The sequence below is a fragment of the Uniformispora flossi genome, assembly GCF_049534875.1.
Lineage (GTDB): Bacteria > Actinomycetota > Actinomycetes > Streptomycetales > Streptomycetaceae > Yinghuangia > Yinghuangia aomiensis.
The window spans coordinates 212,499-237,490 of sequence record NZ_JBMULZ010000010.1; the positions used below are offsets into that span (position 1 = coordinate 212,499).

The window sequence follows — 24,992 nt, forward strand, 5'->3', positions numbered from 1 at the left end:
CATGCCCGAGCTGCCCGAGGTCGAGGTCGTACGCCGCGGCCTCGACCGGTGGATCGTCGGCCGGACCATCGCGCGCGTGGAGGTCACCCACCCGCGCGCGGTGCGCCGCCATACCGCGGGCTCTGCGGACTTCACCGCCGTGCTGGTGGGCAGCCGGGTATCCGGCGCCCTCCGGCGCGGCAAGTACCTGTGGCTGCCGCTGACCGCGCCCGGTGCGGACACCCCGTCGGACGCGCTGCTCGCCCACCTCGGCATGAGCGGCCAACTGCTCGTGCAGGAACCCGACGCGCCGCGCGAGAAGCACCTGCACATCCGTTTCACCTTCACCGACGGCGGCCGCGAACTCCGCTTCGTCGACCAGCGCACCTTCGGCGGCATGGCCGTCGAGCACAACGCCGCGCAGCTGCCGCCGTCCATCGCGCACATCGCCCGCGACGTCCTCGACCCGCGCTTCGACGACACGGCCTTCCACGCCGCACTGCGCCGCCGCGACTCGGAACTCAAGCGCGCCCTGCTCGACCAGTCGCTGGTCAGCGGCATCGGCAACATCTACGCGGACGAGGCGCTGTGGCGCTCGAAGCTGCACGGCGCACGCTCCACCGCCACGATCACCAGGCCGCAGACCGCGCTGCTGCTCGCATCGGTGCGGGCCGTGATGACGGACGCGCTCGCGGTCGGTGGGACGTCGTTCGACAGCCTGTACGTGAACGTGAACGGCGAGAGCGGGTACTTCTCGCGGTCGCTGGACGCCTACGGGCGCGAGGGCGAACCCTGCAACCGGTGCGCGACGCCGATCCGGCGGATCTCGTTCATGAACCGGTCGAGCTACTTCTGCCCGAACTGCCAGCGGAGCCCGCGACGGCCCCGGCCGGCCGTTTCGGTGTGAGGCCCGGCCGTTTCGGTGTGAGGACGCAGCCGACCGGCTAACGCCCGAAGTCCTGCGTCCACCACGGCCCCTCGCCGCCCATCCGCACACCCACGCCCAGCTTGGTGAGCGAGCAGTCCAGGATGTTCGCCCGGTGCCCCGGGCTGTTCATCCACGCCTCCATCACGGCGGCCGGCGTCTTCTGGCCACGGGCTATGTTCTCCGCCCCCAGGTAGCCGATCCCGGCCGCCTTCGCGCGGTCCCACGGGGTTTTGCCTTCGGGGGTGTCGTGCGAGAAGTAGCCGCGGTCGGCCATGTCCCCGCTGTGCGCGCGGGCCAGGTTGCGGAGCGCGGTGTCGTCCTTGACCGGGCCGCAGCCGGCCTTGGCGCGTTCGGTGTTCACCAGCGAGAGGACCTGGTCCTCGTACGACTTGGCGTCCGTTCCCGTGGACACGCCGCTCGTCGCGGGCGACCGCGGCGTGGGCGCCGACGACGTGGCCGGGCGCGCGGTGGTCGCGGACGGGGAAGCCGACGGCGGCGCCGAAGAACTCTGCACCGCGGTCGCCGACGCGGTCGTCGGGCCGCCGCCACTTGCCGGACCCGTCGCGGACGCCGGCAACGCGGACTGCACGCCCGTGCCCGGACCGCCGCCCGCAGCCCGCACGTCCGCCGGTGCCGCCGGGCCGCTCGGTCCCGGCGCGCTCGGGCCTCCGCCGGCGGCCGAAGACGCGCCGCCGCCGGAGCCGGACCCGCCGACGCCGTACCGGAATCCGACCGCGCCGAGAACCACGGCGAGCAGCAGAGCGGCGACGGAAATCGGCCCGAACCGGCGCCGCCGCTTGCGGTGTCCGCGCTGCGCGCGGTGGTCGGAGGACGAAGCACGGGTTGCCGATCGGCTGTGCCGGGCCACATGACTCCCTTCGCCGGCGGTGGCAGGTCCGTCCGAAGTCCCGGGCATACGCGGGGATCTGCAGACGGCCATACCGAGCCTGCGCCTTATGGTCGGCGAACCGGCCCTGCAAGGGGGGCCGTTCGGACGTATCCGCCCGCCGCCAGTCACTCGTTCGAGTGAGCCTGCGGGGTGACTCTAGAGCACCGGAGCGACCGCGTGGGGCGCGCTCGCGCGGGACGTGCCCCGTCCGAAGGGGGCCTTGCCCGTGATGCCCGAGATGCGGATGGGGTGAACGGGAAGCCTGTGGCCTGCGCGATTCATGATCGTCCGCGATAGTGTTGCGACGTCCGGGGCGGCCGAGGCGATTGGCGGCCGGGCACAAAAACGGCTCGTTCGCGGGCTTGAAAAAAGACCCGCGCGCGCGTCGCGAGTCTCTCATAACTTCTTGACTGGCAAGAGAATTGATGATCTCGTACAGCCAGACGACAACCGGCCCGTCCGCGTGGGTATGACCGCCGACCGGGTGACGGTTCAGTTATCGCGCCGTGATCATATTGACCTGCTGCGCTTTTGGTGCGACGCTGGAAGCCCGCGCACCCTATCAGGAGCCACGTGGCTGGGTGCGTAATCGCGACCCGCGGATGCCGGTCGGTTACTCAGCGTGGAGGACCCTCTAATGGCGAAGGCGCTTCTCGGCTACGTCGGCGGCCCCGACCCGCGACTGATCTCCGAGATGCGGCGGTTGCAGCAGCGTGTCCGTGACCTGGAAACGGAACTGGTCCGAGTCCGGGCCGAGAACGACGCGCTGTACGCCGCTGCGGACGATCGGTTCGACGTAGTGGAGGTCGAGCCCGCGCTCTCTCGGGCGTGAGTTCGATCCGATAACCCTAGGGACGCTTCGGCGTCCCTTTGTCGTTTCCGGAAGTCCGTGCCGGTGTTGTGCCGTACCGGTGTTGTGCCGTACCGGGTGTCCGTGCGCTTCGACCCTACCCCCGCTTCCCCCGGTCCATCCCCTGAATTCCCCCGGTTCCCCCTCGTCTCCCGCCGTGGTGACGTGATACCCCGTCACTTCCCAGGTCACACCCCTTCCGACACGCCGTCGGGTTCGCGGTTCTGCCGGGTCGTGCCCGACCTGTCCGGGTACGCTGCGGCGGGTGCACCTCAAGAGCCTCACCCTCCGCGGATTCAAGAGCTTCGCGTCCGCGACGACGCTGCGGTTCGAGCCCGGCATCACGTGCGTCGTCGGGCCGAACGGCTCCGGCAAGTCCAACGTCGTCGACGCGTTGTCGTGGGTCATGGGCGAGCAGGGCGCCAAGTCGCTGCGCGGCGGCAAGATGGAGGACGTCATCTTCGCGGGCACCGCGGGACGTCCCCCGCTCGGCCGCGCCGAGGTCAGCCTCACCATCGACAACACCGACGGCGCGCTGCCCATCGACTACACCGAAGTCACCATCACGCGGACGATGTTCCGCAACGGCGGCTCCGAGTACCAGATCAACGGCAACACCTGCCGGCTGCTCGACATCCAGGAGCTGCTGTCCGACTCGGGCATCGGCCGCGAGATGCACGTCATCGTCGGCCAAGGCCAGCTCGACTCGGTGCTCCAGGCCGACCCGATGGGGCGCCGCGCGTTCATCGAGGAAGCCGCCGGCGTCCTCAAGCACCGCAAGCGCAAGGAAAAGGCGCTGCGCAAGCTCGACGCGATGCAGGCCAACCTCACCCGGGTCGCCGACCTCACCAACGAACTGCGCCGCCAGCTCAAGCCGCTCGGCCGCCAGGCGCAGGTCGCCCGCCGGGCGGCGTCGATCCAGGCGGACCTGCGCGACGCCCGGCTGCGGCTGCTCGCCGACGACCTGGTGACGCTGCGCAAGAACCTCGACGAGGAGATCGCCGACGAGGCCGCGCTGCGCGAACGGCGTACCGTCGCGGAACGCGAACTCGGCGAAGTCCAGGCCCGCGAAGCCGCGCTCGAAGAAGAGGTCAAGGCGCTCACGCCGCGGCTCGCCCGCGCCCAGGAGACCTGGTACGAACTCTCCTCGCTCACCGAGCGCGTGCGCGGTACGGCGGGACTCGCCCAGCAGCGCGTCAAGCACGCCACCGCGCAGCCCGCCGAGGAACGCCGCGGCCGCGACCCCGAGGAGATGGAGCGCGAGGCCGCCCGCATCCGCGAGACCGAGGCGGAGCTGAAGGAAGCCCTCGAAGAGGCGATGGTGCAGCTCGCCGAAACCACCGAGCGGCGCGGCGAACTCGAACGCGCCCTCGGGGAAGAGGAGAAGCGCCTCAAGGCCGCGGCGCGGGCGATCGCCGACCGGCGCGAAGGCCTTGCCCGGCTCGCCGGACAGGTCAACGCCGCCCGCACCCGGGTGGCCGGTGCCGAGGCGGAGATCGGGCGGCTCACCGAATCCCTCACCGGCGCCCAGGCCCGGGCCGCCGCCGCGCAGCAGGAGTTCGACGCGCTGCAAGCCGAAGTCGGCGGGGGAGACGACGGCGAAGACGGCGGCGCCGTCGAAGGCCGACTCGAGGAAGCCCGCGCGATGCTGGCCGATGCCGAGGACGCCCTGGCCGCGGCCCGCGACGCGGAGAAGGAAGCCGAACGCGAACGCGCCGCGGTCACCGCCCGCAAGGAAGCCCTCGAACTCGGGCTCAACCGCAAGGACGGCGCGGGCGCACTGCTCGCCGCGGGCGACCGGTTGTCCGGCGTGCTCGGCACCGTCGCCGCGATGGTCACCGTGCAGCACGGCGCCGAGACCGCGGTCGCCGCGGCGCTCGGCGCGGCCTCCGACGCCGTCGCGGTGGACGGCGTCGACACCGCCGCCGACGCGCTGCGACTGCTCCGCAAAGACGACGCGGGGCGGGCCGGACTGCTCGTCGGCGGCGCGGACGACGGCGACGGGACGGCGGACTGGCCGGGCCTGCCCGCGTCCGCGACGTACGCGGTGCGGCTGCTCACCGCGCCGCCGGAGATCGCCGGCGCGGTGCACCGGCTGCTCGACAAGGTCGCCGTGGTGGACGACCTCGAAGCCGCCGCGGCACTGGTCGCCGCGGTTCCCGGGGTTCGTGCCGTCACCCGCGAGGGGGACCTGCTGGGTGCGGACTTCGCGCACGGCGGCTCCGCGTCCGCGGCCAGCCTGCTCGAAGTGCAGGCCGCCGTGGACGAGGCCGCGGCCCGGCTGGACGCGCTCGTGGACCGCTGCGCGACGGCCAAGGACGACCTCGCCGCGGCGACCGCGGCCCGCAAGGACGCGGCCGCCGCCGTCGAACAGCTGACCGCCGAACGCCGCGAGATCGAGAAGGCCCGGTCCGCGGCCGCCAAGGAACTCGGCAGGCTCGGCGGCCAAGCCCGCGCCGCGGCGGGCGAAGCCGAACGGCTCGCCGGGGCGGTCGCCAAGGCCGAAGCCGCCAAGGAACAGGACGCGCTCGCCTTCGAAGAGCTGTCCGCACGCCTCGAAACCGCCGAGGAGATGCCGGACGACGAGGAGCCCGACTCGGGCACCCGCGACCGGCTCGCCGCCGAGGCCACCGCGTCGCGGCAGGCCGAGATGGAAGCCCGGCTGTCCGTACGCACCCACGAAGAACAGGTCAAAGCGCTGTCCGGGCGCGCCGACTCGCTCGACCGCGGCGCGCGCATGGAACGCGAAGCGCGCTCGCGGGCCGCGGAACGCCGCGAACGCATGGCCGTCGAAGCCCGGGTCGCGGGCGCCGTGCTGGCCGGCACCCAGACCCTGCTGCGCTTCGCGGAAGCCTCGCTCGCCCGCGCCGAAGCCGAACGCTCGGCCGCGGAACGCGCCCGCGCCGTCCGTGAACAGGACCTCGCGCGGGAACGCAGCCGGGTCCGCGAACTCGCCGCGGAACTGGAGAAGCTCACCGACTCGGTGCACCGCGACGAGATGCTGCGCACCGAAAAGCGGCTGCGGATCGAGCAGTTGGAGGCCAAGGCGCTCGAAGAGCACGGCATGGACGCGGCCGGTCTCGTCGGCGAGTACGGGCCGGACACCCTGGTGCCGCCGACCCCGCCCGCGGAGGGCGAGGTCCGGGACCCGGAGTCGAAGGAGGCGCAGCCGCGGCCGTATGTGCGGGCCGAGCAGGAGAAGCGGCTGGCGGCGGCGGAGAAGGCGTACGTCCAGCTCGGCAAGATCAACCCGCTGGCGCTCGAGGAGTTCGCGGCGCTGGAGGAACGCCACAAGTTCCTGACCGAGCAGCTCGAAGACCTCAAGAACACCCGGCGCGACCTGCTGACCGTGGTCAAGGAGGTCGACGAACGGGTCGAGCAGGTGTTCACGTCGGCGTACCACGACACCGCACGCGAGTTCGAAGGCGTGTTCTCGCGGCTGTTCCCGGGCGGTGAAGGCCGCCTGGTGCTGACCGACCCGGACGACATGCTCTCCACCGGTGTCGAGGTCGAGGCGAGGCCGCCGGGGAAGAAGGTCAAGCGGCTGTCGCTGCTGTCCGGCGGCGAGCGGTCGCTGACCGCGGTCGCGCTGCTGGTCGCCATCTTCAAAGCGCGGCCGAGCCCGTTCTACGTCATGGACGAGGTGGAAGCCGCGCTGGACGACACCAACCTCCAGCGGCTCATCCGGATCTTCTCCGAACTGCGGGAGAGTTCGCAGCTGATCGTGATCACCCACCAGAAGCGCACGATGGAGGTCGCCGACGCGCTCTACGGCGTCTCCATGCGCGGTGACGGCGTGACCACGGTGATCAGCCAGCGGCTGATCAAGGACGAGGACGCGGGCGACGGTGCCGAGGCGGCGCCGTCGGCGGTGCCGGAGCCTGCGGCCGCGGGCTGAGCGGCGGTCGGCTTCCCGGGCTGCGGGCTTCCGGTCTCGGGTTTCCGGTCTCGGGTTTCCGGCTTTGGGCTTCCGGCTTCGGACGGTGGAAAACGTGAGGGCGGCCGGAGTGATCCGGCCGCCCTCACGTTCTGTCCGTGCGGCTCGTCAGGCTGCCGCGCGCCCGGTCACTCCGGGTGGTTGTGCGGCATGACCTTGTCGTTGAACAGCTGCAGGCTCGCCCAGCCGGCGTCGATCGGCAGGCCGCCGCACAGCGGGTGCAGGATCAGGGCGTCGGTCAGACCGCCGGTGCGGCCGATCTCGATGCACTCCTCCGGCGTGAGGCAGGTGTAGATGCCCTCCTTGCGGAGGTCGTCGACGGTGTGCGCGTGCGACTCGACGGCCGACTCGATGTCGGCGGTCTGCCAGCTCGAGTAGGTCTCCGCCTCGTGCAGGAAGTACTTGCCGTACTCCGCCCACGCCTTGTCGGGGTCCTCGGTGCAGTAGATCATCTTCGTGGAGGCCGGCGGCATGACCGCGAAGCCGCCCTCGAAGCCCTGCTCGGCCGCGAGTTCGTAGTAGTACGACTCCAGCTCGGGGATGTTCGCCGCGGCGTAGAACGGCAGCTTCAGGCGCACGGCGCGGCGCACGGAGGCCTTGGCGGTGCCGCCGACCATGACCATCGGGTGCGGGTCGGTGAACGGGCGCGGGGTGACGCGGGCGGTGCGGCCGCGGTACTCGAACTCCTCGCCGGTCCAGGCCTTGAGGAGCGTCTCCAGGACCTCGTCCTGGATCTTGCCGCGGCGGGTCCACTCGCGGTCGAGGCCCGCGTACTCGACGGGGCGGTAGCCGAGGCCCGCGACGATCGAGAGGCGGCCGGCGCTGATGTTGTCGAGGACGGCGATGTCCTCGGCGAGGCGGATCGGGTCGTACAGCGGGGCGAGCAGCGCGCAGATGATCACGCCGATGCGGTCGGTGGCGCCGAATATCGCACCCGCGGTGCTGAGCGGGGACGGGCTCCAGGCGTTCTCCGCGCCGTGGTGCTCCTCCAGGCTGATCATGTCGAACCCGTTCGCGTCCGCGAACTTGGCCATCTCGATGGTGGCCTTGTAGCGGGACTGGACGTCGGCTCGGTCCAGACCGGGAGTCACCTGGTTGAACCGCAGATTCGTCACTGCCATGGGGGCTGCACACCTTCCGATCGTCCCGCCGGCCCCGGCGCGTTTTTCGCGCGGCCGGGCGACCCGGGAGCATGCTTGGCCCCGGCAAGCTATCTGACACCCAGTCAGGATTCAACGCCTTGACAGACCCCGCACTTGCCGCTCCCCACCACGTTGTTGGCACAGGTCCCCTTGACGCGGTCGCGAACCCACCGGAATGCCCCGAACCGGGCCGGTGTGGGGCCGCGGAGCGGCGGGGGAAATGAGAGGGGGGACGGGGCGGGCCGCACAGCGAAGCGGCGGCGGGGGAGCGCCGGGTGGTGGGGCGCGGGTCGTGCGGTGCGGTTGTGAGTGGGGGGCCTTGCCGCGCTGCGGGACAGGCCGCGGTGCGGGTTTCGCGGCCGTGCCCGACCGCCGACTGCCGACCGCGCCGTCCGCCACCGCGGGTCCGGTCGGCCACGACCCGGCGACCGCCGATGGTGGCGGCGTTGTGTCGTGTCCGAGGTTCCGGGCATCGTGGCCCCGGCCGCGGGGCCTGCCTCGGACCTCCGCGCCCGCCGCCCGCGCGCCCGGCCCCGCGCCTGACCCGCGCTTTCCCTGCCCACGTTCGCGGCGCCCGCCTCGCGTCCTCTGCGCGTCGTGTCCGAGGTTCGGTTGGCGGGAGGGTGTCTGGGAGACTGGGGCTCCTATGGAAACTCTGATCCTTGTCGTCGTCATCGCGGTCGTGGTGCTCGGCGCAGCCGGCTGGTTCGTCGTCGGCTCGCGCCGCGGCTCCGTCGCACCGCCTCCGCCCCGCACCCCCGTCGAGCCGAGCGTCGGCGAGGACGCGCAGCAGCTGCCCGAGCCGCCGCGCCGCGGAATCGACACGCTCGACCTGCCCGAGACCGAGGCGCCGCCCGCAGCCGACGAGGCCGGCGCGGCCACCGTTCCGGACACCCTCGAAGAGGCGCCGCCCGCGCTGGAGGTGCCCGAGCCGACGGCCGGCCGCCTGGTGCGGCTGCGGGCCCGGCTCGCCCGGTCGCAGAACACCTTCGGCAAGGGGCTGCTGGCCCTGCTGTCCCGCGAGCACCTCGACGAGGACACCTGGGAGGAGATCGAGGACACCCTCCTCACCGCCGACGTCGGCGTCGCCCCCACCCAGGAACTCGTCGAACGCCTCCGTACCCGCGTCAAGGTCCTCGGCACCCGCAGCCCCGCCGACCTGCGCGCCCTGCTGCACGAGGAGCTCCTCGCGCTCGTCGGCACCGACTACGACCGTTCGCTGACCACCACCAAGGCCGCCGACGGTGCTCCCGGCGTGCTGATGGTCGTCGGCGTCAACGGCACCGGCAAGACCACCACCACCGGCAAGCTCGCCCGCGTCCTCGTCGCCGACGGCCACACCGTCGTGCTCGGCGCCGCCGACACGTTCCGCGCCGCGGCCGCCGACCAGCTCCAGACCTGGGGCGAGCGGGTCGGCGCGCGCACCGTGCGCGGCCCGGAGGGCGGCGACCCCGCGTCCGTCGCGTTCGACGCGGTCAAGGAAGGCATCGCCGAGGGCGTCGACACCGTCCTCATCGACACCGCCGGCCGCCTGCACACCAAGACCGGCCTCATGGACGAGCTGGGCAAGGTCAAGCGCGTCGTCGAGAAGCACGGCCCGGTCGACGAGGTCCTGCTGGTCCTGGACGCCACCACCGGCCAGAACGGCCTCGTGCAGGCCCGGGTCTTCGCCGAGGTCGTCAACATCACCGGCATCGTGCTCACGAAGCTGGACGGCACCGCCAAGGGCGGCATCGTGGTCGCCGTGCAGCGCGAGCTGGGCGTCCCGGTCAAGCTGATCGGCCTGGGCGAGGGTCCGGACGACCTCGCGCCGTTCGAGCCGAGCGCGTTCGTCGACGCGCTGATCGGCGACTGACCGCCCGCACCACGGCACACGCAACACAAGAGGGCCGGCGACCGCGAGGTCGTCGGCCCTTCGGCATGTCCGGGGAAGTGCTGCTCGGTTCAGGAGGCGAGCCAGAGCCCGCGGCCGGCGCGCGGGCTGTTGCTGTGGCAGGCGTAGGCGAGGGTGCCGAGCAGCAGGCGCGCCTCGGGGAGCGCGCGGGTGTCGTCGGGCGGGCGGATCCACTCCGCGGTGCCGAGCAGGCCGAGCGGTGACGGCGGCGCGAAAATGTAGTCGCCCTCGCCGTGGCAGCGCAGGTCGAGTTCCGCGTCGTCCCAGCCCATTTGGTACAGCAGGTGCGGGAGTTCGCCCGCGGCCCCGGCGGCGACCAGGAAGAACAGCCGCCCGGTCGGGGTCTCCAGCACCGGCCCCAGCGGCGTACCCATGCGCTCCAGCCGGACCAGTGCCCGGCGGCCCGCGGGGGCCGGGACGCCGATCGCGTCGAACGCGCGCCCGGTCGGCAGGACCACGGTGCTGTCCGGCCACTGGGACCACAGGTAGCGTGCCGCCGCGGGCGCGGTCGTCGCGTGCGCCGACCACTCCGGGTCGGACGGGTGCATGCCGGGGGCGGCGCAGGCCGCGCGGCCGCACGAACAGCGCGTGCTGCGCCCGTCCCGCACCAGGTAGGTTCCCTGGGCGACGGGCCAGTTCCGCTGCTCGACATACTCCGACACCGCCTGCCACAGGGCCGTGCGGGTGCGTCGGCGCGATCCGAGCATGATGTCCATGACCTCCCAACGGCTCCCGTCACTTTTGGTTACGGCTCCGCTACGCAACCGCGGCGGAGCTGCGGCGGAAGCGGCGGTGGGCGGTTGCCGGTCGACTACCAGTCAAGCGTGCGAGCCCCCTGCGGTGACCCTGGCGCAAGGGGTGGCGAACAGTGGCGTTTTCCCGTTCGCCCGCTTGGCCGCCGCTCCCGGGGTTACTTTCGGCATACGGGACATTGCGCACGGTCCCCGGGACATCCGTTGGGCGACCGAAGGGAACCGGGCACGACGGTGTGGAGTGCACAGGGGGAGAATCCGGTGTCAATCGCAGAAGCCGAGATCGCAGGATTCGCCGCCCGGGCCGAGGGCCCCGGCGGTGTCCCCGAGGACCCGTTCGCGGAGCCCGCGGGCGAGTCGTTCGCCGCCGGGCCCGCGGGCGAGCCGCGCCGTTCCGGGTCGGGCAAGCAGCCCAACGACCGCCTCGCGTCGTGGTTCGACCGCACCGGCTGGTCCAAGGGCGAGTTCGCGCGCCAGGTCAACCGCCGCGCGCGCCGGCAGGGCGCCCTGCACGTCAGCACCGACACGTCGCGCGTGCGGCGGTGGCTGGACGGCGAGCAGCCGCGCGATCCGATACCGCGCATCATCTCCGAGCTGTTCAGCGAGCAGTTCGGCTGCGTGGTCGCCGTCGAGGACCTCGGCTTCAAGGAGCCGGGCGCGCTGTTCACCGGTTCCGGCGTCGACCTGCCGTGGTCGCCCGAGTCGGTGGTGGACCTGCTCGGCGAGTTCTCGCGCAGCGACCTCATGCTGGGCCGCCGGGGGTTCCTCGGCGCGTCCCTGGCGTTGTCGGCGGGCCCGGCGCTGGTCGAGCCGATGCAGCGGTGGCTCGCCCCCACCCCGGTGCCGCCGCTGCCGCCTCGTGCCCCCCTGGCCCCGGGCCGAATAGGGGCCGGCGAGCTGGACCAATTGGAAGAGACCGTGCGGCTGTTCCGCGACTGGGACATGCAGTGCGGGGGCGGCCTCCGGCGCAAGGCCGTGGTCGGCCAGCTGCAGGAGGTCACCGACCTGCTGCAGGACGCTTATCCGCTCCCGGTCCGCGACCGGCTCTTCCGGCTCACCGCAGAGCTGGCGCTGCTGGCCGGCTGGATGTCCTACGACGTCGGCATGCAGCCGGGCGCGCAGAAGTACTTCGTGCTGGCGCTGCACGCCGCCAAGGAAGCCGGGGACCGGCCGCTCGGAGCCAACGTCCTCGGCGTGATGGCCCGTCAGATGATTCACCTGGACCGCCCGTCGGACGCGTTGGAGCTGGTCCACCTCGCGCAGTACGGCGCCCGCGACAGCGCGGGCCCGCGCACCCAGGCGATGCTCTACGCGGTCGAAGGCCGGGCCCACGCCGGGCTCGCGCAGGCCGACAAGTGCCGTCGTTCGCTCGTCCTCGCCGAACAGCTCGCGGCCGACGCGGGGGAATCCGCGGAGCCCGACTGGATCCGGTACTTCGGCGAGGCGGAGCTGGCGGCGGAGGCCGGGCACGCGTACCGCGACCTGGCGTACCGCAGCGCGGGACCGGCGGAACGCGCCCGGCCGCCGATGGAGAAGGCCGTGCGGCTGTTCGCCGATACCCCCGACTATGCGCGTTCGCTCGCCCTCGGCCTGATCGGCCTGGCGTCGGTGCACGTCCTCGAACACGAGGCGGACGCCGCGTGCGAGGCCGCCGCCGGTGCGCTCGACCTGGCCGGGCGGGTCCGGTCGGACCGGCTGGCGACGCGGTTGCGGCGCACCGTGCGGAGCGCCGTCGACCGGTTCGGCGACACCGCCGCCGTCCGGTCGCTCGTCGACCGGCTGACCGCGGAACTGCCCGAGGCGCCGTTCCCGCAGGTGTGACCCGTACTCAGAAAAGGCGGCGCCCCTCCGCACGTTGCGGAGGGGCGCCGCCCCGGTTCCGGGTCCGCGGCGAAGCGCCGCGGGCGGGGTTACGACAGGCCGATGCGGTCCATGAAGACCGTGCCGGTGTTGTACATCTCCACGCCGGTGACCTTCTTGCTGTAGATCGGGCCCACCTGCGACTCGGCGTACGCCCAGATCGGCAGGTCGGTGACCATCGCCTTCTGGAGGTCCGAGTAGGCCTTCTTGCGGGCGGCCGGGTCGGTGGCCGTGCGGCCGGCCATCAGGGCGGCGTCCGCGTCCGCGTTCTTCCACGCGAAGTAGTTCATCGGGCTCTGCGACAGGAAGGTGTTGAACATGTCGGGCTCCGGGTCGACCAGCCACTGCTGGAAGAGGATGCCCTGGAAGTCCTTCTGGATCGCGTACTTCTGGATGTACTGGCCGATTTCGATCGACTCGATGTTCATCGACACGTTCTCGAAGGTGCTCAGCCGGCTCTTGAAGAACTCGGCGACCTTGTCGGACGACGGGTTCTTCGGCACCAGGAGCGTGAAATCGACCTTCTTGCCGGCCGCCGCGAGCTCGTTGAACAGCTTCTGCGCTTCGTCCTTGTTCGGCGCGGGCTGCACGTACTGCGGGTCGAAGAACGGCGACGCCTGCGGGAAGAAGCTCTTCGCCGGGATGTAGCCGTTCTGGAGTGTCTTCGGGATCTCGGCCGGGTCGAGCGCGAGAGCGATCGCGCGCCGGGCACGCTGGTCGTCGAACGGCGCCTTGGCGGCGTTGAAGCCGATGTACTGGCCGCCGAGGTCTTCCTTGACCTGCGACTGCACCGACGACTTGGCCTCGGCGAGGAGCTTCGGGTCCGAGCTGTGGAAGATGTCGGCCTGGCCGGACTTGACCGAGTTCAGCTGCTGCTGGATGTCCGGGACGTTCTTGATCGACAGTTCGTCGAGCTTCGGCAGACCCTTGTCCTTCTGCCAGTAGTTCGGGTTCTTGACGAACACCTGCTCACTGCCGCGCGTCCAGGACTTGAGCATGAACGGGCCGGCGCCGATCGGCTGCGTGCCGGCGCTGTCGAGGCCCTTGTTGATCGCCGACGGCGCCTCGATGTAGGTGAGGTGCGTGGCGACCATCTTGTCGAAGCTCGGGTTCGGGCCCGTCCCCGGGGTGATCTTGAGGTTCTGCGGGTCCACGACCTCCAGGCCCAGGCGGGCCGCAGCGGCGATGTGCACCGAAGCCGTCTCCGGCTTGGCGTGGGTCTCCCAGTTGAGCTTCACGGCTGCCGCGTCCAGCGGCGTGCCGTCGCTGAACTGCACCCCGGGGCGCAGCTTCAGCGTCCAGGTCGCGCCGTTGTCGGCGGTGGTCAGCGACTCGGCCAGGAACGGGGTGACATTGCCCGTCTTCACATCGATGTAGACCAGCGGGTCGTACAGGGCCGCCATCCGCGGCTCGTCCGCCACCGCCACATATGACGCGCGGAACGGGTCCAGGGACTTGGAGTCCTGGACCGCGAGCATCGTCATCTTGCCGCCGTTCTTGGCGGTACCGCCGCCGGACGAGCTGTCCGACTTCTTGTCGTTGCCCCCGCACGCGGTCGCGGTCAACGCGAGCGCCGCGATCAGTGCGGGTATTGCCGTGCCTTGCATGGTGCGCCGTGCTGCCGTGCGTCGTGCTGACACCGTCTTGCCACCTCCGCCGAGAACATGACGACCGGACCGGGTCCGGTCGGTTGGTGCTGTCGTGCTGTGGAGCAGGGGGAACCGTGGAGCTGTCGAGCCGTATAGCTGTGAGACCTTGCAGAAATGCGGCCGGGAGCTTGGGCGGCGGGATGGGACCGCGGAGCCGGGGAGCCGCGCGCCGGCGGCCGTCGGACGGCTGCCGGGTGACACGTGTGGAGCATGGCAGTCACGAGGGCTGTTCTGCTCCGGGGGAAACGCGATGTGCGCAAGATCACCGATCCTGTGCACCGCGTGCTCTGGGTCACCGTAGGGATAGTTGGCGCAAGTTGCACGTGCCCGAAGCCGATCTGTTACACAGTCAAGCTTCTCGGCGGGGTCCGGACGCGCAGCGGCGCCCCTCCGATGCACGGAGGGGCGCCGCATGCTTGCCGAACGTCACCCCCGGGGCGGGTGCCCGGCCCGGGGGTCGGGGGCTACTTCCGGCCGATCCGGTCCATGAAGAACACGCCGGCGTTGTACTGCTCCACGCCCGTGATCTTGGTGCTGAAGATCGGACCGTTCGACGACTCGGCGTACACCCAGATCGGCAGGTCGGCCGCCATCGCCTTCTGCAGGTCCGAGTAGGCCTGCTTCCGTGCCGCCGGGTCGGTGCTCATCCGCCCCGCCAGCAGCGCCTTGTCCGCGTCCGCGTTCTTCCAGCCGATGAAGTTGAGGAAGCTGCCGGAGTAGAACGAGTTGAACACCGTCGGCTCCGGGTCGACGACCCACTGCTGGAACAGCATCGCCTGGAAGTCCCGCTTGATCGCGTACTTCTGGATGTACGCGCCGATCTCCAGGGACTCGATCGTCATCGTCACGTTCTGGAACTGCCGCAGGCGGCTCTGCATGAACTCGGCGACCTTCACCGACGACGGGTTCTGCGGCACCAGGTAGCTGAACTCGACCTTCTTGCCCTCGGCGGCCAGCTCGTTGAAGAGCTTCTGCGCTTCGTCCTTGTTCGGGGCCGGCTGCTTGACCGCCGGGTCGACGAACGGGCCGGAGGAGTTGAAGTAGCCCGTGGCCGGGACGTACCCGTTGTCGAGCGTCTTGGGGATCTCCGTCGGGTCGAGCGCCAGCGCGATCGCGCGCCGCGCCCGCGGGTCGTTGAACGGCGCCTTCGCCAGGTTGAACTGCACCATCTGGCCGCCGTCGGTCTTGAACTCGGCGACGTTCAGCTCGCTCTTCGCCTTGGAGAGCAGCTTCTGGTCCGAGCTGACGAAGATGTCCGCCTGACCGGACTTGACGCTGGTGTACTGCTGCTGGATGTCCGGCACGTTCTTGACGCTGATGCCGTCCAGCTTCGGCAGGCCCTTGTCCTTCTGCCAGTAGTTCGGGTTGCGCTCGAACTCCTGGACGCTGCCGCGCTGCCAGCTCTTGAGGACGAACGGGCCCGCGCCGATCGGCTGGCTGCCGTACACCTCGGGGCCCTTGTTGATGGCGGACGGCGCCTCGATGTAGGTCAGCTCCGACGCGACCGTGCGGTCCAGGTTCGGGTTCGGACCGCCGACCGGGGTCAGCGTGACGGTCTGCGGGTCGGTCACCGCGCTGGTGAACATCATCGCCGAACCGGCGTGCACCGAGTGGGTGTCCAACTTCGCGTGCGTGTCGAAGTTGAGCTTCACCGCCGCGGCGTCGAACGGAGTGCCGTCGCTGAACTGCACGCCTTGGCGCAGCTTCAGCTGCCATGTGGCGCCGTTGTCCGCGGTCGTGAGCGACTCGCCCAGGAAGGGCGTCACCTTGCCGGTCTTCGGGTCGATGTAGAACATCGGGTCGTAGAGCGCGGCCATGCGCGGTTCGTCGGCGACCGCGACATAGGACGTGCGGAACGGGTCCAAGGCCGCCGAGTCCTGCACGGCGAGCATGGTCAGGTGCCCGCCCTGCACAGCGGGCGCGGTGGCGCCGTTGGACTTGTCGTCGCTCGTCTTGTCCTTCGCGTCGCTGCCGCAGGCCGTGGCGGCGAGGCCAAGGGCCACCAGGCCCGCGATCGCCGCTCCGCGGCGACCACCGAGACCGCCGATCCCGATGCGTGTTTTGCGTCGTGCTGACACCGTTACTGCCTCCTCCTGGCGAGTACGTGGCGGGCCGGTCCGGGGCCGGCCAGATCGTGCTGCCGTGCGGTCCGCCGCGCGGCCCGGGAGGCGGCGCGGCGGGGTGGGGCGAGGGGTGGAGCATGGAACTGCGCGGTGCGCGTCCGGGGCGCCGACGTGCGGGGCGTCGCGAACGTGAGGGCCACCGTAGGTGCTTAACGCGGGAAAGTTTGTTGTCGAGCCGAATCTGTTACATCGTCAGATTCTGATGTTCCAGTGATCGGCGGCACTCGGAGTCACAGCGTCCGGATTCCGCCCCCGGCACGGACGCGCGGCGCCGCCGGACACCCCCGTGCCGAGGGCGTCCGGCGGCGCGGATTCCGCTGCCGGACAGGCGGCTCAGCCGCCTGGGAGGGCTACTTGTGCAGCCCGATCAGCTCCCAGCGCACCAGACCGTCGTTGAACAGCTGGAGACCGGTCACCTTGGGCGTGAAGAGCGCCGCGGAGACGGCCTCCTGGTAGACCCAGAACGGCATGTCGTCGTTGAGCTGCGTCTGGACGCGCGTGTAGGCGTCGCGGCGGTCTGCGGTGTCCGTCGTCAGGCGGGCCGCTTCGAGCGCCTTGTTCACCTCGGCGTTGTCGTAGCCCGCCGAGTTGCCGAACGCCGCGAGGCCGCCGTGGAGCAGGTCGTAGATCCCCGGCTCCGGGTCGTCGATCCACTGCTGCCCGACCGCCGCCGTCCAGCCTTCGCCGCCCTTGCGGACGGTGCGGATGTAGGTGGGGATGTCCACCTGCTGGATCTTCATCTCCACACCGCGGTAAGTGCTCAGCTTCTGCTGGATGAAGCGGGCCACGTCCACGGTCGTCGGCGCCGACGGGGTGATGTAGGTGAACTGAAGCGGCTTGGTGCCGTTCTTCGTCACCTGGTCGAACAGCTCCTTGGCCTTGTCCGCGTTGTTCTCCGGGGCCGAGAGCTGGTTGTTGGCGAGCGGGGACGCCGAGCCGAAGATGCCCTTCGCCGGGGTGCCCGCGCCGTTGTAGAACTTGTCGTTGATCTCCGCGCCGCTGAGCGCGTAGGCGACCGCCTGGCGCGCCCGCACGTCGGTGAACGGCCCCTTGAGGTTGTTGAACAGGACCATCGCGCCGCCGTTGAGGTGGATCTCCTCGACGCCGAGGCCGTTGCTCTTGCCGAGCCCGATGTTCGCCGGGTCGACGGTCACCATCAGGTCGGACGACTTGCCGAGGCTCTCGACCCCGCGCTTCACGTCCATGTCGACGTTGATGACGATCTGGTCCAGATAGGGCAGGCCCTTGTCCTTCTGCCAGTAGTTGGGGTTCTTGGCGAACACCTGCTTCTGGCCGGGCACCCATTCCTTGAGCATGAAGGGCCCGGCGCCGACCGGGTGGTCCTTCAGCTTGCCGGGATCGGCCATGGCCTTCGGCGACGCGATGAAGGACAGGTTGCGGGCCACGATGCGGTCGAAGTTCGCGTTCGGCGTGTTCAAGGTGATGTGCAGCAGCAGCGGGTTGGTCGCGTCGACAGCCACTGCCTTGATGTTCATCGCGGCCATGCTTTGGAACGACCCGATGCTCATGTCCTTGTGGCGGTCCCAGTTCACCTTGACGGCGCCGGCGTCGTACGGCGTGCCGTCGCTGAACGTCACGTTGGGCTTGATGGTGAGGTCCCACTGCAACATGTTGTTGCCGTCGGGGGCGAGCCGCTCGGCGATCTGCGGCTGCACGGTCCCGGTCGCCGGGTCGGTGACCACGAGCGCGTCGTAGACCGCCGACATGCGGTTGCCGTCCGCCGCGGCGACGAACGACGTCTGGGCCGGGTCGAAGCTCGCCGCGTCGCCCGGCACGGTCATCGTCAGCGAGCCGCCCTGCTTGGGCGTGCCGCCGGGCGTCGGGGGAGTGTCGCTGCCGCCGCCGCATCCGGCGAGGAGGACGCCGGCGACGACCGTGGCCGCGAGAGACCGGCCCTGGCGGAACGCGGTGTTCCGCCGCGCGGGCGCGGGTATTCGGATAGCGCGGGAAGTACGAGTCACTGCTGGCCAACCTTCACCTGACGGGCCGTCCGTTTGCCGCGGGCGGCGGTGGTGCGCGATACCGGCAGCTGCACGGTGACCGTCGGGGGATGGCAGACCGTGGGCAAGCCGGGTGGTGCGTTGGTGGTTCGGCGGTGCTGGGTCGTGCTTCGTGCATGCCGCGCACCGTGGAGGGTGCGCGGTGGGGGCGGGTTCCCGGAGGACGGAACCCCGCCCGGCCGCGGATACGCGGAGGCCGGGCCGCCGTGGACGCGGCGGCCCGGCCTGCTTCGTCACGTGATGCGGGCTGCCCCTTTCTACTGCCTCAGACGAGTCGGGTCCACCGTCGAGTGTTCTCGGCCGTCACCCGACGAACACGCCGAGGACGTTTCGCGCGGATTCATGCGCTCTGGTCCGCCGTCGGCGGCGCGGGTCAGCGGCGCAGGCCGATGCGGTCGAACAGGGCGACGCCGTCGCTGTGCAGGCTCACACCGGTGATCCGCGAGGCGAACACCGCGGTCCCGATCGCCTCCTGGTACACCCAGAACGGCACGTCGCGGTTGAGCGCGATCTGCACCTGCGTGTAGGCGTCGCGGCGCACGGTGTTGTCGATCGTCGTACGCGCGGCGATCAGCGCCTGGTCGACCGCCGGGTTCTTGTAGAAGCAGCAGTTCGAGAAGCTGTCGCCGCGCAGGAAGCCGACCAGGATCGGCTCCGGGTCCGGGAGCCAGATCTGGTCGATCTTGACCTCGAAGCGGCGTTCGATGTTCGACCGGGTGATGAAGGTGGGGACGTCGAGCGTCTCGACGTTCAGCTTGACGCCCGGGTACTTCGCCAGGGTCTGCTGGATGTACTGCGCGACCTTCACGGTGTTCGGCGCGTTCGGGATGATCAGCGTTGCGGTGAGCGGCTTGCTGCCGTTCGCGGTGACCTTCGCGAACAGCCGCGCCGCCTCGTCCGGGTTGTTGTTCGGCTGCTGGAGCTGGTCGTTGGCGACCGGGCTGGAGGACGAGAAAATGCCGTGCGCGACGGCCCCGGTGCCGTCGAAGATCTGCTGGTTGATGGCGTCCGCGCTGAGCGCGTTCGCGACCGCGCGGCGCGCGTCGGGGTCGGAGAACGGCCCGGAGGAGGTGTTGAAGGAGATCATCTGGCCGCCGGACAGGATCACCGAGACGGTGCCGAGGCCGCCGTCGCGGGCCTGGGCCACCACCATCGGGTCGATCGTCGATGTGGCGTCGGCGCGGCCCGCCTTGAGTTCCCCGACCGCGTGCCCCGGGTCGGGGTCGACCTTGAACACGACGTGGTCGAGGTAGGGCGCGCCCTTCTTGAAGTACGTGGGGTTGCGGTCCAGCGTGAGCGACTGCCCCTTGTGCCAGTTCCCCGGGTTGAGCATGAACGGGCCCGCACCGACCGGGTTTTCCGCGCACTTCTGGCTGGCTATGCACTTCGGCGACGCGATGTAGGTCAGCTGCGTGGCGACCATGCGGTCGAAGTTCGCGTTCCGTTCCGGCAGGGTGATCTGCAGGTGGGTGTCGTCGACGACCTCGGTGTCCAGGCCGGCCGCGGCGGCGTTCTGCTGCGACTGCACCTTCGGGTCGGCGTGCCGGTCCCAGTTCACCTTGACGGCGTTGGCGTCGAGCGGGGTGCCGTCGGTGAACTTGACGTCGGGACGCAGGGTCAGCATCCACACCTTGGCGGTGGGTTCCTTCGGCAGCAGGCTCTCCGCCAGCTGGGGGTGGACCGTGCCGGTGTTCGGGTCGGCCCAGACGAGTTCGTCGTAGATGGCGGCCATGCGGTTGCCGTCCACGACGTTGTTGTACGAGGCGGTGAACGGATCCAGTCCGCGTGCCTCGCTTTGCAGCAGGAAGGTCATCGTGCCGCCGTCCTTCGGCGTTCCTGCGGCCTGCGGGCTGGTCGTGCCGTTGTCGCCGCACGCGGCGACGAGAACGGTGCCTGCGGCCGCCATGAGCACCAGCGGCTTGCGCAGCGAAGCGCGCCGGTAGCGGTAGCGGAAGGTGTGTGACGGCTGTATCTCAGGTCGTGCGAAAGCCACTGCTGGGGTCGTCCTAACGCATTGCCCGTCCGGGGGCGGACGGTGGTACCGATGGAGGTGCGACTTGCTACGTGCTCCCCGCGCGTCCGGCGCCCGTCGTCGACGGCGCCGGACACATGCGCGGGTGGTTCGGAAGTGCAGGGCGGTACTGGCGGTGCTAGGCGCCACGGGGTGACACGTGTCGACGTGTGGACGGCAATCTCCGTGGCATTCCGGTTGGTTGGCGGTGATTCGTGCCTTGGTCCGGAAACGCCGTACGCCGGACCGCGGAGCCGTGGTGGCTTCGCGGTCCGGCGTACGGCGGACGTGCGTGGATGATTCTGACGTACGGTCAGGCGGAGGCGGCGACCGCCTCCTCCGCGTTCTCTCCGACGAGCGGGAAGTGGCAGGCCACCCGGTGCCCCGGGGCGACCTCGCGGAGTTGCGGAACCTCGTCCGCGCACCGGTCGGTGGCGAGCGGGCAGCGGGTCCGGAACCGGCAGCCGGTGGGCGGCCGCATGGGCGACGGGATCTCGCCCTTGAGCGCCGGACCGGAGTGCTCGGCGCCGGGGTCCGGGGCGGGCACGGCGTCCAGCAGCGCCCGCGTGTACGGATGCGCCGGGTTGTCGTAGATGGCGTCGGTGTCGCCGGTCTCGCAGATCCTGCCCAGGTACATCACCGCGACCTCGTCGCTGATGTTCCGGACCACCGCGAGGTCGTGCGCGACGAAGATCATCGAGACGCCGGTGGACGCCTTCATGTCGTCGAGCAGGTCGAGCACCTGCGCCTGCACCGACACGTCCAGGGACGCGACCGGCTCGTCGCAGATCAGCAGGTCCGGGTTGACCACCATGGCGCGCGCGATCGCGATGCGCTGGCACTGGCCGCCGGAGAACTGGTGCGGACGGCGGTCCGACACGAACTCCGGGTCCAGGCCCACCTTGCGCAGCATCTCGGCGACGCGCGGCGCGACCTCGTCCTTGGGCGTGCCGGAGATGACCAGGCCTTCGGCGACGATGTCCTTGATCTTGCGGCGCGGGTTGAGCGCCGAGATCGGGTCCTGGAACACCATCTGGATGCGGCGGCGCATGACGCGCAGCCCTTCCTTGTTCAGCTTGGTCAGGTCCTGCCCGTCGAACACGACCGAGCCCTTGGTGGGCTTGGTGAGCTGCAGGATCGCCCGCGCGAGCGTGGACTTGCCGCAGCCGGACTCGCCGACCAGGCCGAGCGTCTTGCCGCGCTTCAGCTCGAACCCGACGCCCGCGACGGCGTTCATGACGCCGCCGGGCACCCGGAACTGCTGCACGAGGTCGGAGACGGTGAGCAGGATGTCGTCGTCGACCGCCTCGCGGCTCGCCGGGACCTTCGCGGACTCGGCGGCGGGGACCTCGGCGTCGTCGGCCTTCTCTGCCTCTGCCTCGGACTCGGACTTGGCCTCGGACGCGGCTTCGGACTCGGCGTCCTCCGCCTTGGCGTCGTCCTTCTTCGCCTCGTCGGCCTTGCTCTCCTCGGCCTTGGCGTCGTCCGCCTTGGCCTCGTCGGCTTCCTCGGCCTTGGCTTCTTCGGCCTTCTCCGTGTCCGCCTTGGTCTCGTCGGCCTTGGCGTCGTCCTTCTTCGCCTCGCCCGCCTTGACTTCTTCGGCCTTGACCTCTTCGGTCTTGGCGTCCTCAGCCTTGGCTTCTTCGACCTTGGTTTCCTCGGACTTGGCTTCCTCGGACTTGGCCCTGGTCTTGGCGGCGGCCGCGGTGGTCTTCTTCTTGCCGGCGGTCATGCCGAGACCTCCTTGGTCTCCGTGCTGGTGCTTGCTCCCGCCCCGACGGTCACCGGGACGTCCAAGGCTTCGTCCTCGCCGACCGGGTGGTGGCACGCGAACAGGTGCAGCGGATTGCCGTTCGCCCGCAGATCCGGGCGCTCGGTGTGGCACACGTCCGCGGCGGTGTCGCAGCGTGCCGCGAAGGCGCAGCCGCCCTTGAACGTGACCAGGTCCGGCGGGCTGCCCGCGATGGGGCTCGGCCGCATCGTCTTCGGCACGTCCAGGCGCGGCACGGCGGCCAGGAGCGCTTCGGTGTAGCGGTGCCGGCGGTGCACGAACAGGTCGTCGGTGGGGGAGTGCTCCACCATGCGGCCCGCGTACATCACGGCGATCTCGTCGGTGCGGCCGGCCACCACGCCGAGGTCGTGGCTGACCAGGATCATGCCCATGCCGCGGTCCTCCTGGATCTCCTCCAGGAGGTCCAGGATCTGCCGCTGCACGGTCACGTCCAGGGCGGTGGTCGCCTCGTCCGCGATCAGCAGGTCGGGGTCGCAGGCCAGCGCCATGGCGATGGTGACGCGCTGGCGCATGCCGCCGGACAGCTGGTGCGGGTACTGCTTCGCCCGCTTCTCCGGCTCCGGGATGCCCACCTGCTTGAGGAGGTCCACCGCGCGGACCTTCGCGTCCGCGCGGGAGATCTCCATGTGCTCGCGCATCGGCTCGGTCAGCTGGCGCTCGATGCGCACGACCGGGTTGAGCGACGTCATCGGGTCCTGGAAGACCATCGCGATCCGGTTGCCCCAGATGCTCCGCGCCTGCTTGCGCGGGATGCCCACCAGTTCGTCGCCGTCGAGCTTGACGCTGCCGCTGATCTTCGCGATCGACGGGCTGATGCCCATCAGCGAACGCACCAGCATCGACTTGCCCGAGCCGGACTCGCCGACCAGGCCCAGGGTCTCGCCGCGGGCGATGCGGAACGACACGCCGTCGACCGCCTTGAGGAGGCCGCGCGGGGTGTTGAGGTGAACCTTGAGGTCGGCGACCTCCAGCAGCGGGACGTCCGACGCGGGGGCGTCTTTGTTCCGATCCATGAATACGGTCCGTCCGTCGAAAGCGCCTGGTCAGGCGGCTAGAGGTTGGATTCGCGCACGTCGAACTTCGCGCGCAGCCGGTCGCCGATGACGTTGAGGGAGAACACCGTCAGGAAGAGCACGGCACAGGGGATGAACACCTGGCCGGGCGCGTCCTCGAGCGCGTCCTTCTCCTTGAACACCATGCCGCCCCAGCTCGGCTCGGGGTCGGGGACACCGACGCCGAGGAACGACAGGGAGCCTTCCGCGACGATCATGACGGCCATCACGATGACGGCGTACGACAGGATCACCGCGACGGTGTTCGGCATCAGCTCGCGGAACATGATCCGGCCGGGCTTTGCCCCCATCGCCCGGGCCACCACGACGTACTCGCGTTTCGACTGCGCGATCGCGTTCGCTTTGGTGAGCCGGTAGAAGCCCGGGACGGCCAGCACCGCGAGGCCCGCGGTGATGTTCCAGACGGACGGCGGCTTGAACGCCGACGCCAGCATGAGCAGGAGGAGCAGCGGCGGGAACGCGAGCAGCGCGTCCGCGACGATGTCCACGATCGCTTCGACGGTTCCGCGGAAATACGCGGACGCGAGCCCGAGCAGGCCGCCGATCAGGATGCCCAGGGCCACCGGCACGGTCGCCACGATCAGCGACGTGCGGGCGCCCAGCGCGATCCGGGTCAGCGTGCTGCGCCCGAGGTAGTCGGTGCCCAGGAACTCCGGCCACGACTGGAACGGCGCCAGGTGCGACTCGCCGATCGGCTTGTCGTACTCGGCCGGCAGCAGGTCGGCGAACAGCACCATGAGGATCACGATGCCGATCCAGCCCAGCGACAGGTACCAGAGGATCCCCGGCCGCTTCTTCTTGGCCTTGATCTCCGCGGCGGCCTCGCCCGGCGACTCCACGCCGGACTCGGTCAGGCCGAGGCTGTTCTCGGTTTCGACGAGGCTCATCGCGCCCTCACTCTCGGGTCGATCAGCATGTAACCGATATCGACCAGTGCGTTCAGCAGGACGTATCCGACCGCGATGACGACGACGGTGCCCTGCACGACAGGTACGTCGTTGTTGGCCTGGATGGCCCCGACGATGCTCTGCCCCAGGCCGGGGATGCTGAAGTAGACCTCGACGATGACGGTGCCGCCGATGAGCCGGCCCAGGGTGAGGCCCGAGATGGTGATCAGCGAGAACGACGACGGCCGCAGCGCGTGCCGGAACAGCACGTACGGCGTCGAGAGGCCCTTGGAGCGCGCCGTGAGGATGTAGTCCTCTTGCAGCGTGCCGAGCATGTCACTGCGCAGCAGCCGCAGGAACTGGGGGATTTCCGCGAGCGCGAGGACGATCGCGGGCAGCATCAGGTACTCGATGTTGCCGCCCGGATCCTCGGAGAACTTCGCCCACCCGGTATTCGGGAAGACTTGTCCGAGCGTGCCGGGCGCGGCGAACAGGTAGACCAGCAGGACCGAGCTGATGAACGGCGGAACGGCCAGCAGCGCCGACGACATACCGCCCATGATTTTGTCGGGCAATCGCCCGGCTTTCGCCGCGGACCAGACACCCAGCGGAACGGCCACGAGCAACGCGATGAACAGCGCGGTGACGGCCAGCTCGAGGGTCGCCGGGTAGCGCTCCTTGATCGACTCCATCACGGGCTGGTCGGTGGCGATCGACTTGCCGAGGTCGCCGGTGACGGCGTCGCCGACCCAGTCCGTGTAGCGCTCGAACAGCGGCTTGTCGTAGCCGTATTCCTTTTCGAGCGCCTTCACGTCCGCGGGCGTCATGTCCGGGGTGAGCTTGGCGGCGACCGGGGTCTTGCTCGAATCCCCGAGCTTCATCATCTCGGGCATCGCTGTGGTGGCGAACGTGACCAGGAACAACACCGGAATCAGATGGAGGACCTTGCGACCGAGCAGGCGCCACACGACGGCGTCACCCCCTCTCGCGGGTCTGGTCGGCTTCAGGTCGGCTGACTCGTGGAGACCGATATCGGGACGGATATTGGGACAGTCTGCGCATCCGCGGTGACGGGGGTCGGAGGCCCTGGTGACACGTGCCTTGACGGTCCGTCAGTTAAGCGCGGTGATTAATTACGGCAGTGAGTGCGATCAATGTCAATGCATTCCCGTGATCGGTCTCACTGTCCCCGCCAGGCTTTACCA

Annotated in this window: 17 protein-coding genes; 6 read left to right on the forward strand and 11 right to left on the reverse strand. The window is 70.3% G+C overall.

Translation table 11 applies throughout. The features are described 5' to 3' along the window. The first annotated feature begins 1 nt into the window (after position 1). Positions 2 to 886: a bifunctional DNA-formamidopyrimidine glycosylase/DNA-(apurinic or apyrimidinic site) lyase gene (gene mutM, locus ACPA54_RS22770; protein ID WP_423532561.1), complete on the forward strand. Its 885-nt coding sequence runs from the start codon at positions 2 to 4 to the stop codon at positions 884 to 886. A 37-nt stretch (positions 887 to 923) separates the two neighbouring features. Here mutM and ACPA54_RS22775 read toward each other — a convergent pair whose 3' ends face one another. Then, positions 924 to 1,319: a CAP domain-containing protein gene (locus tag ACPA54_RS22775; RefSeq protein ID WP_423532563.1), complete on the reverse strand. Its 396-nt coding sequence runs from the start codon at positions 1,317 to 1,319 to the stop codon at positions 924 to 926. Here ACPA54_RS22775 and ACPA54_RS22780 point away from each other — a divergent pair. The 3 genes from ACPA54_RS22780 (at position 1,312) to smc (ending at position 6,544) form a co-directional block, all read left to right on the forward strand. After that, complete coding sequence (locus ACPA54_RS22780; RefSeq protein ID WP_423532564.1) at positions 1,312 to 1,779, forward strand: hypothetical protein; 468 nt, start codon at positions 1,312 to 1,314, stop codon at positions 1,777 to 1,779. The genes ACPA54_RS22775 and ACPA54_RS22780 overlap by 8 nt on opposite strands. A gap of 654 nt (positions 1,780 to 2,433) precedes the next feature. Beyond that, complete coding sequence (locus ACPA54_RS22785) at positions 2,434 to 2,628, forward strand: hypothetical protein (protein WP_345673265.1); 195 nt, start codon at positions 2,434 to 2,436, stop codon at positions 2,626 to 2,628. Positions 2,629 to 2,911: 283 nt separating this feature from the next. Next, a complete protein-coding gene (smc, locus tag ACPA54_RS22790; RefSeq protein WP_423532566.1) occupies positions 2,912 to 6,544 on the forward strand; it encodes a chromosome segregation protein SMC in 3,633 nt (1,210 codons plus the stop codon). 167 nt (positions 6,545 to 6,711) lie between these two features. Here the strand turns inward: smc and ACPA54_RS22795 are convergent, their stop codons facing one another. Then, positions 6,712 to 7,704 (reverse strand): LLM class flavin-dependent oxidoreductase, encoded by a 993-nt coding sequence (locus ACPA54_RS22795; protein ID WP_423532568.1) that lies wholly within the window; start codon positions 7,702 to 7,704, stop codon positions 6,712 to 6,714. A 667-nt stretch (positions 7,705 to 8,371) separates the two neighbouring features. Between ACPA54_RS22795 and ftsY the strand changes: the two genes are divergently transcribed. Next, complete coding sequence (gene ftsY / locus ACPA54_RS22800) at positions 8,372 to 9,580, forward strand: signal recognition particle-docking protein FtsY (RefSeq protein WP_423532569.1); 1,209 nt, start codon at positions 8,372 to 8,374, stop codon at positions 9,578 to 9,580. A gap of 89 nt (positions 9,581 to 9,669) precedes the next feature. On the opposite strand, the gene ACPA54_RS22805 is transcribed toward ftsY, so the two are convergent. Then, positions 9,670 to 10,335 carry a bifunctional DNA primase/polymerase gene (locus ACPA54_RS22805; protein WP_345673269.1) on the reverse strand — a complete coding sequence of 222 codons (666 nt, stop codon included), beginning with the start codon at positions 10,333 to 10,335 and terminating at the stop codon, positions 9,670 to 9,672. A 297-nt stretch (positions 10,336 to 10,632) separates the two neighbouring features. Between ACPA54_RS22805 and ACPA54_RS22810 the strand changes: the two genes are divergently transcribed. Beyond that, a complete protein-coding gene (locus ACPA54_RS22810; protein ID WP_423532571.1) occupies positions 10,633 to 12,192 on the forward strand; it encodes an NsdA family TPR-like regulatory protein in 1,560 nt (519 codons plus the stop codon). Positions 12,193 to 12,281: 89 nt separating this feature from the next. Here ACPA54_RS22810 and ACPA54_RS22815 read toward each other — a convergent pair whose 3' ends face one another. The 8 genes from ACPA54_RS22815 to ACPA54_RS22850 form a co-directional block, all read right to left on the reverse strand. After that, positions 12,282 to 13,871, reverse strand: coding sequence for an ABC transporter substrate-binding protein (locus ACPA54_RS22815; RefSeq protein ID WP_423532573.1), 1,590 nt, complete (start codon positions 13,869 to 13,871; stop codon positions 12,282 to 12,284). 473 nt (positions 13,872 to 14,344) lie between these two features. After that, the gene (locus tag ACPA54_RS22820) at positions 14,345 to 15,958 is read right to left on the reverse strand and encodes an ABC transporter substrate-binding protein (protein WP_423532575.1); all 1,614 of its coding nucleotides are present in this window, start codon (positions 15,956 to 15,958) and stop codon (positions 14,345 to 14,347) included. 395 nt (positions 15,959 to 16,353) lie between these two features. Further along, the gene (locus tag ACPA54_RS22825) at positions 16,354 to 17,985 is read right to left on the reverse strand and encodes an ABC transporter substrate-binding protein (protein WP_423532577.1); all 1,632 of its coding nucleotides are present in this window, start codon (positions 17,983 to 17,985) and stop codon (positions 16,354 to 16,356) included. A 412-nt stretch (positions 17,986 to 18,397) separates the two neighbouring features. After that, the gene (locus ACPA54_RS22830; RefSeq protein ID WP_423532579.1) at positions 18,398 to 20,017 is read right to left on the reverse strand and encodes an ABC transporter substrate-binding protein; all 1,620 of its coding nucleotides are present in this window, start codon (positions 20,015 to 20,017) and stop codon (positions 18,398 to 18,400) included. A 331-nt stretch (positions 20,018 to 20,348) separates the two neighbouring features. Further along, positions 20,349 to 21,767 (reverse strand): ABC transporter ATP-binding protein, encoded by a 1,419-nt coding sequence (locus tag ACPA54_RS22835; RefSeq protein ID WP_423532581.1) that lies wholly within the window; start codon positions 21,765 to 21,767, stop codon positions 20,349 to 20,351. Then, positions 21,764 to 22,840 carry an ABC transporter ATP-binding protein gene (locus tag ACPA54_RS22840; protein ID WP_423532583.1) on the reverse strand — a complete coding sequence of 359 codons (1,077 nt, stop codon included), beginning with the start codon at positions 22,838 to 22,840 and terminating at the stop codon, positions 21,764 to 21,766. The genes ACPA54_RS22835 and ACPA54_RS22840 overlap by 4 nt, the downstream gene beginning before the upstream one ends. A 38-nt stretch (positions 22,841 to 22,878) precedes the next feature. Next, positions 22,879 to 23,787, reverse strand: coding sequence for an ABC transporter permease (locus ACPA54_RS22845; RefSeq protein WP_345673277.1), 909 nt, complete (start codon positions 23,785 to 23,787; stop codon positions 22,879 to 22,881). After that, positions 23,784 to 24,755, reverse strand: a complete 972-nt coding sequence (locus ACPA54_RS22850; protein ID WP_423532585.1) for an ABC transporter permease — start codon at positions 24,753 to 24,755, stop codon at positions 23,784 to 23,786. Before ACPA54_RS22850 ends, ACPA54_RS22845 begins: the two co-directional genes overlap by 4 nt. Positions 24,756 to 24,992: the final 237 nt, after the last annotated feature.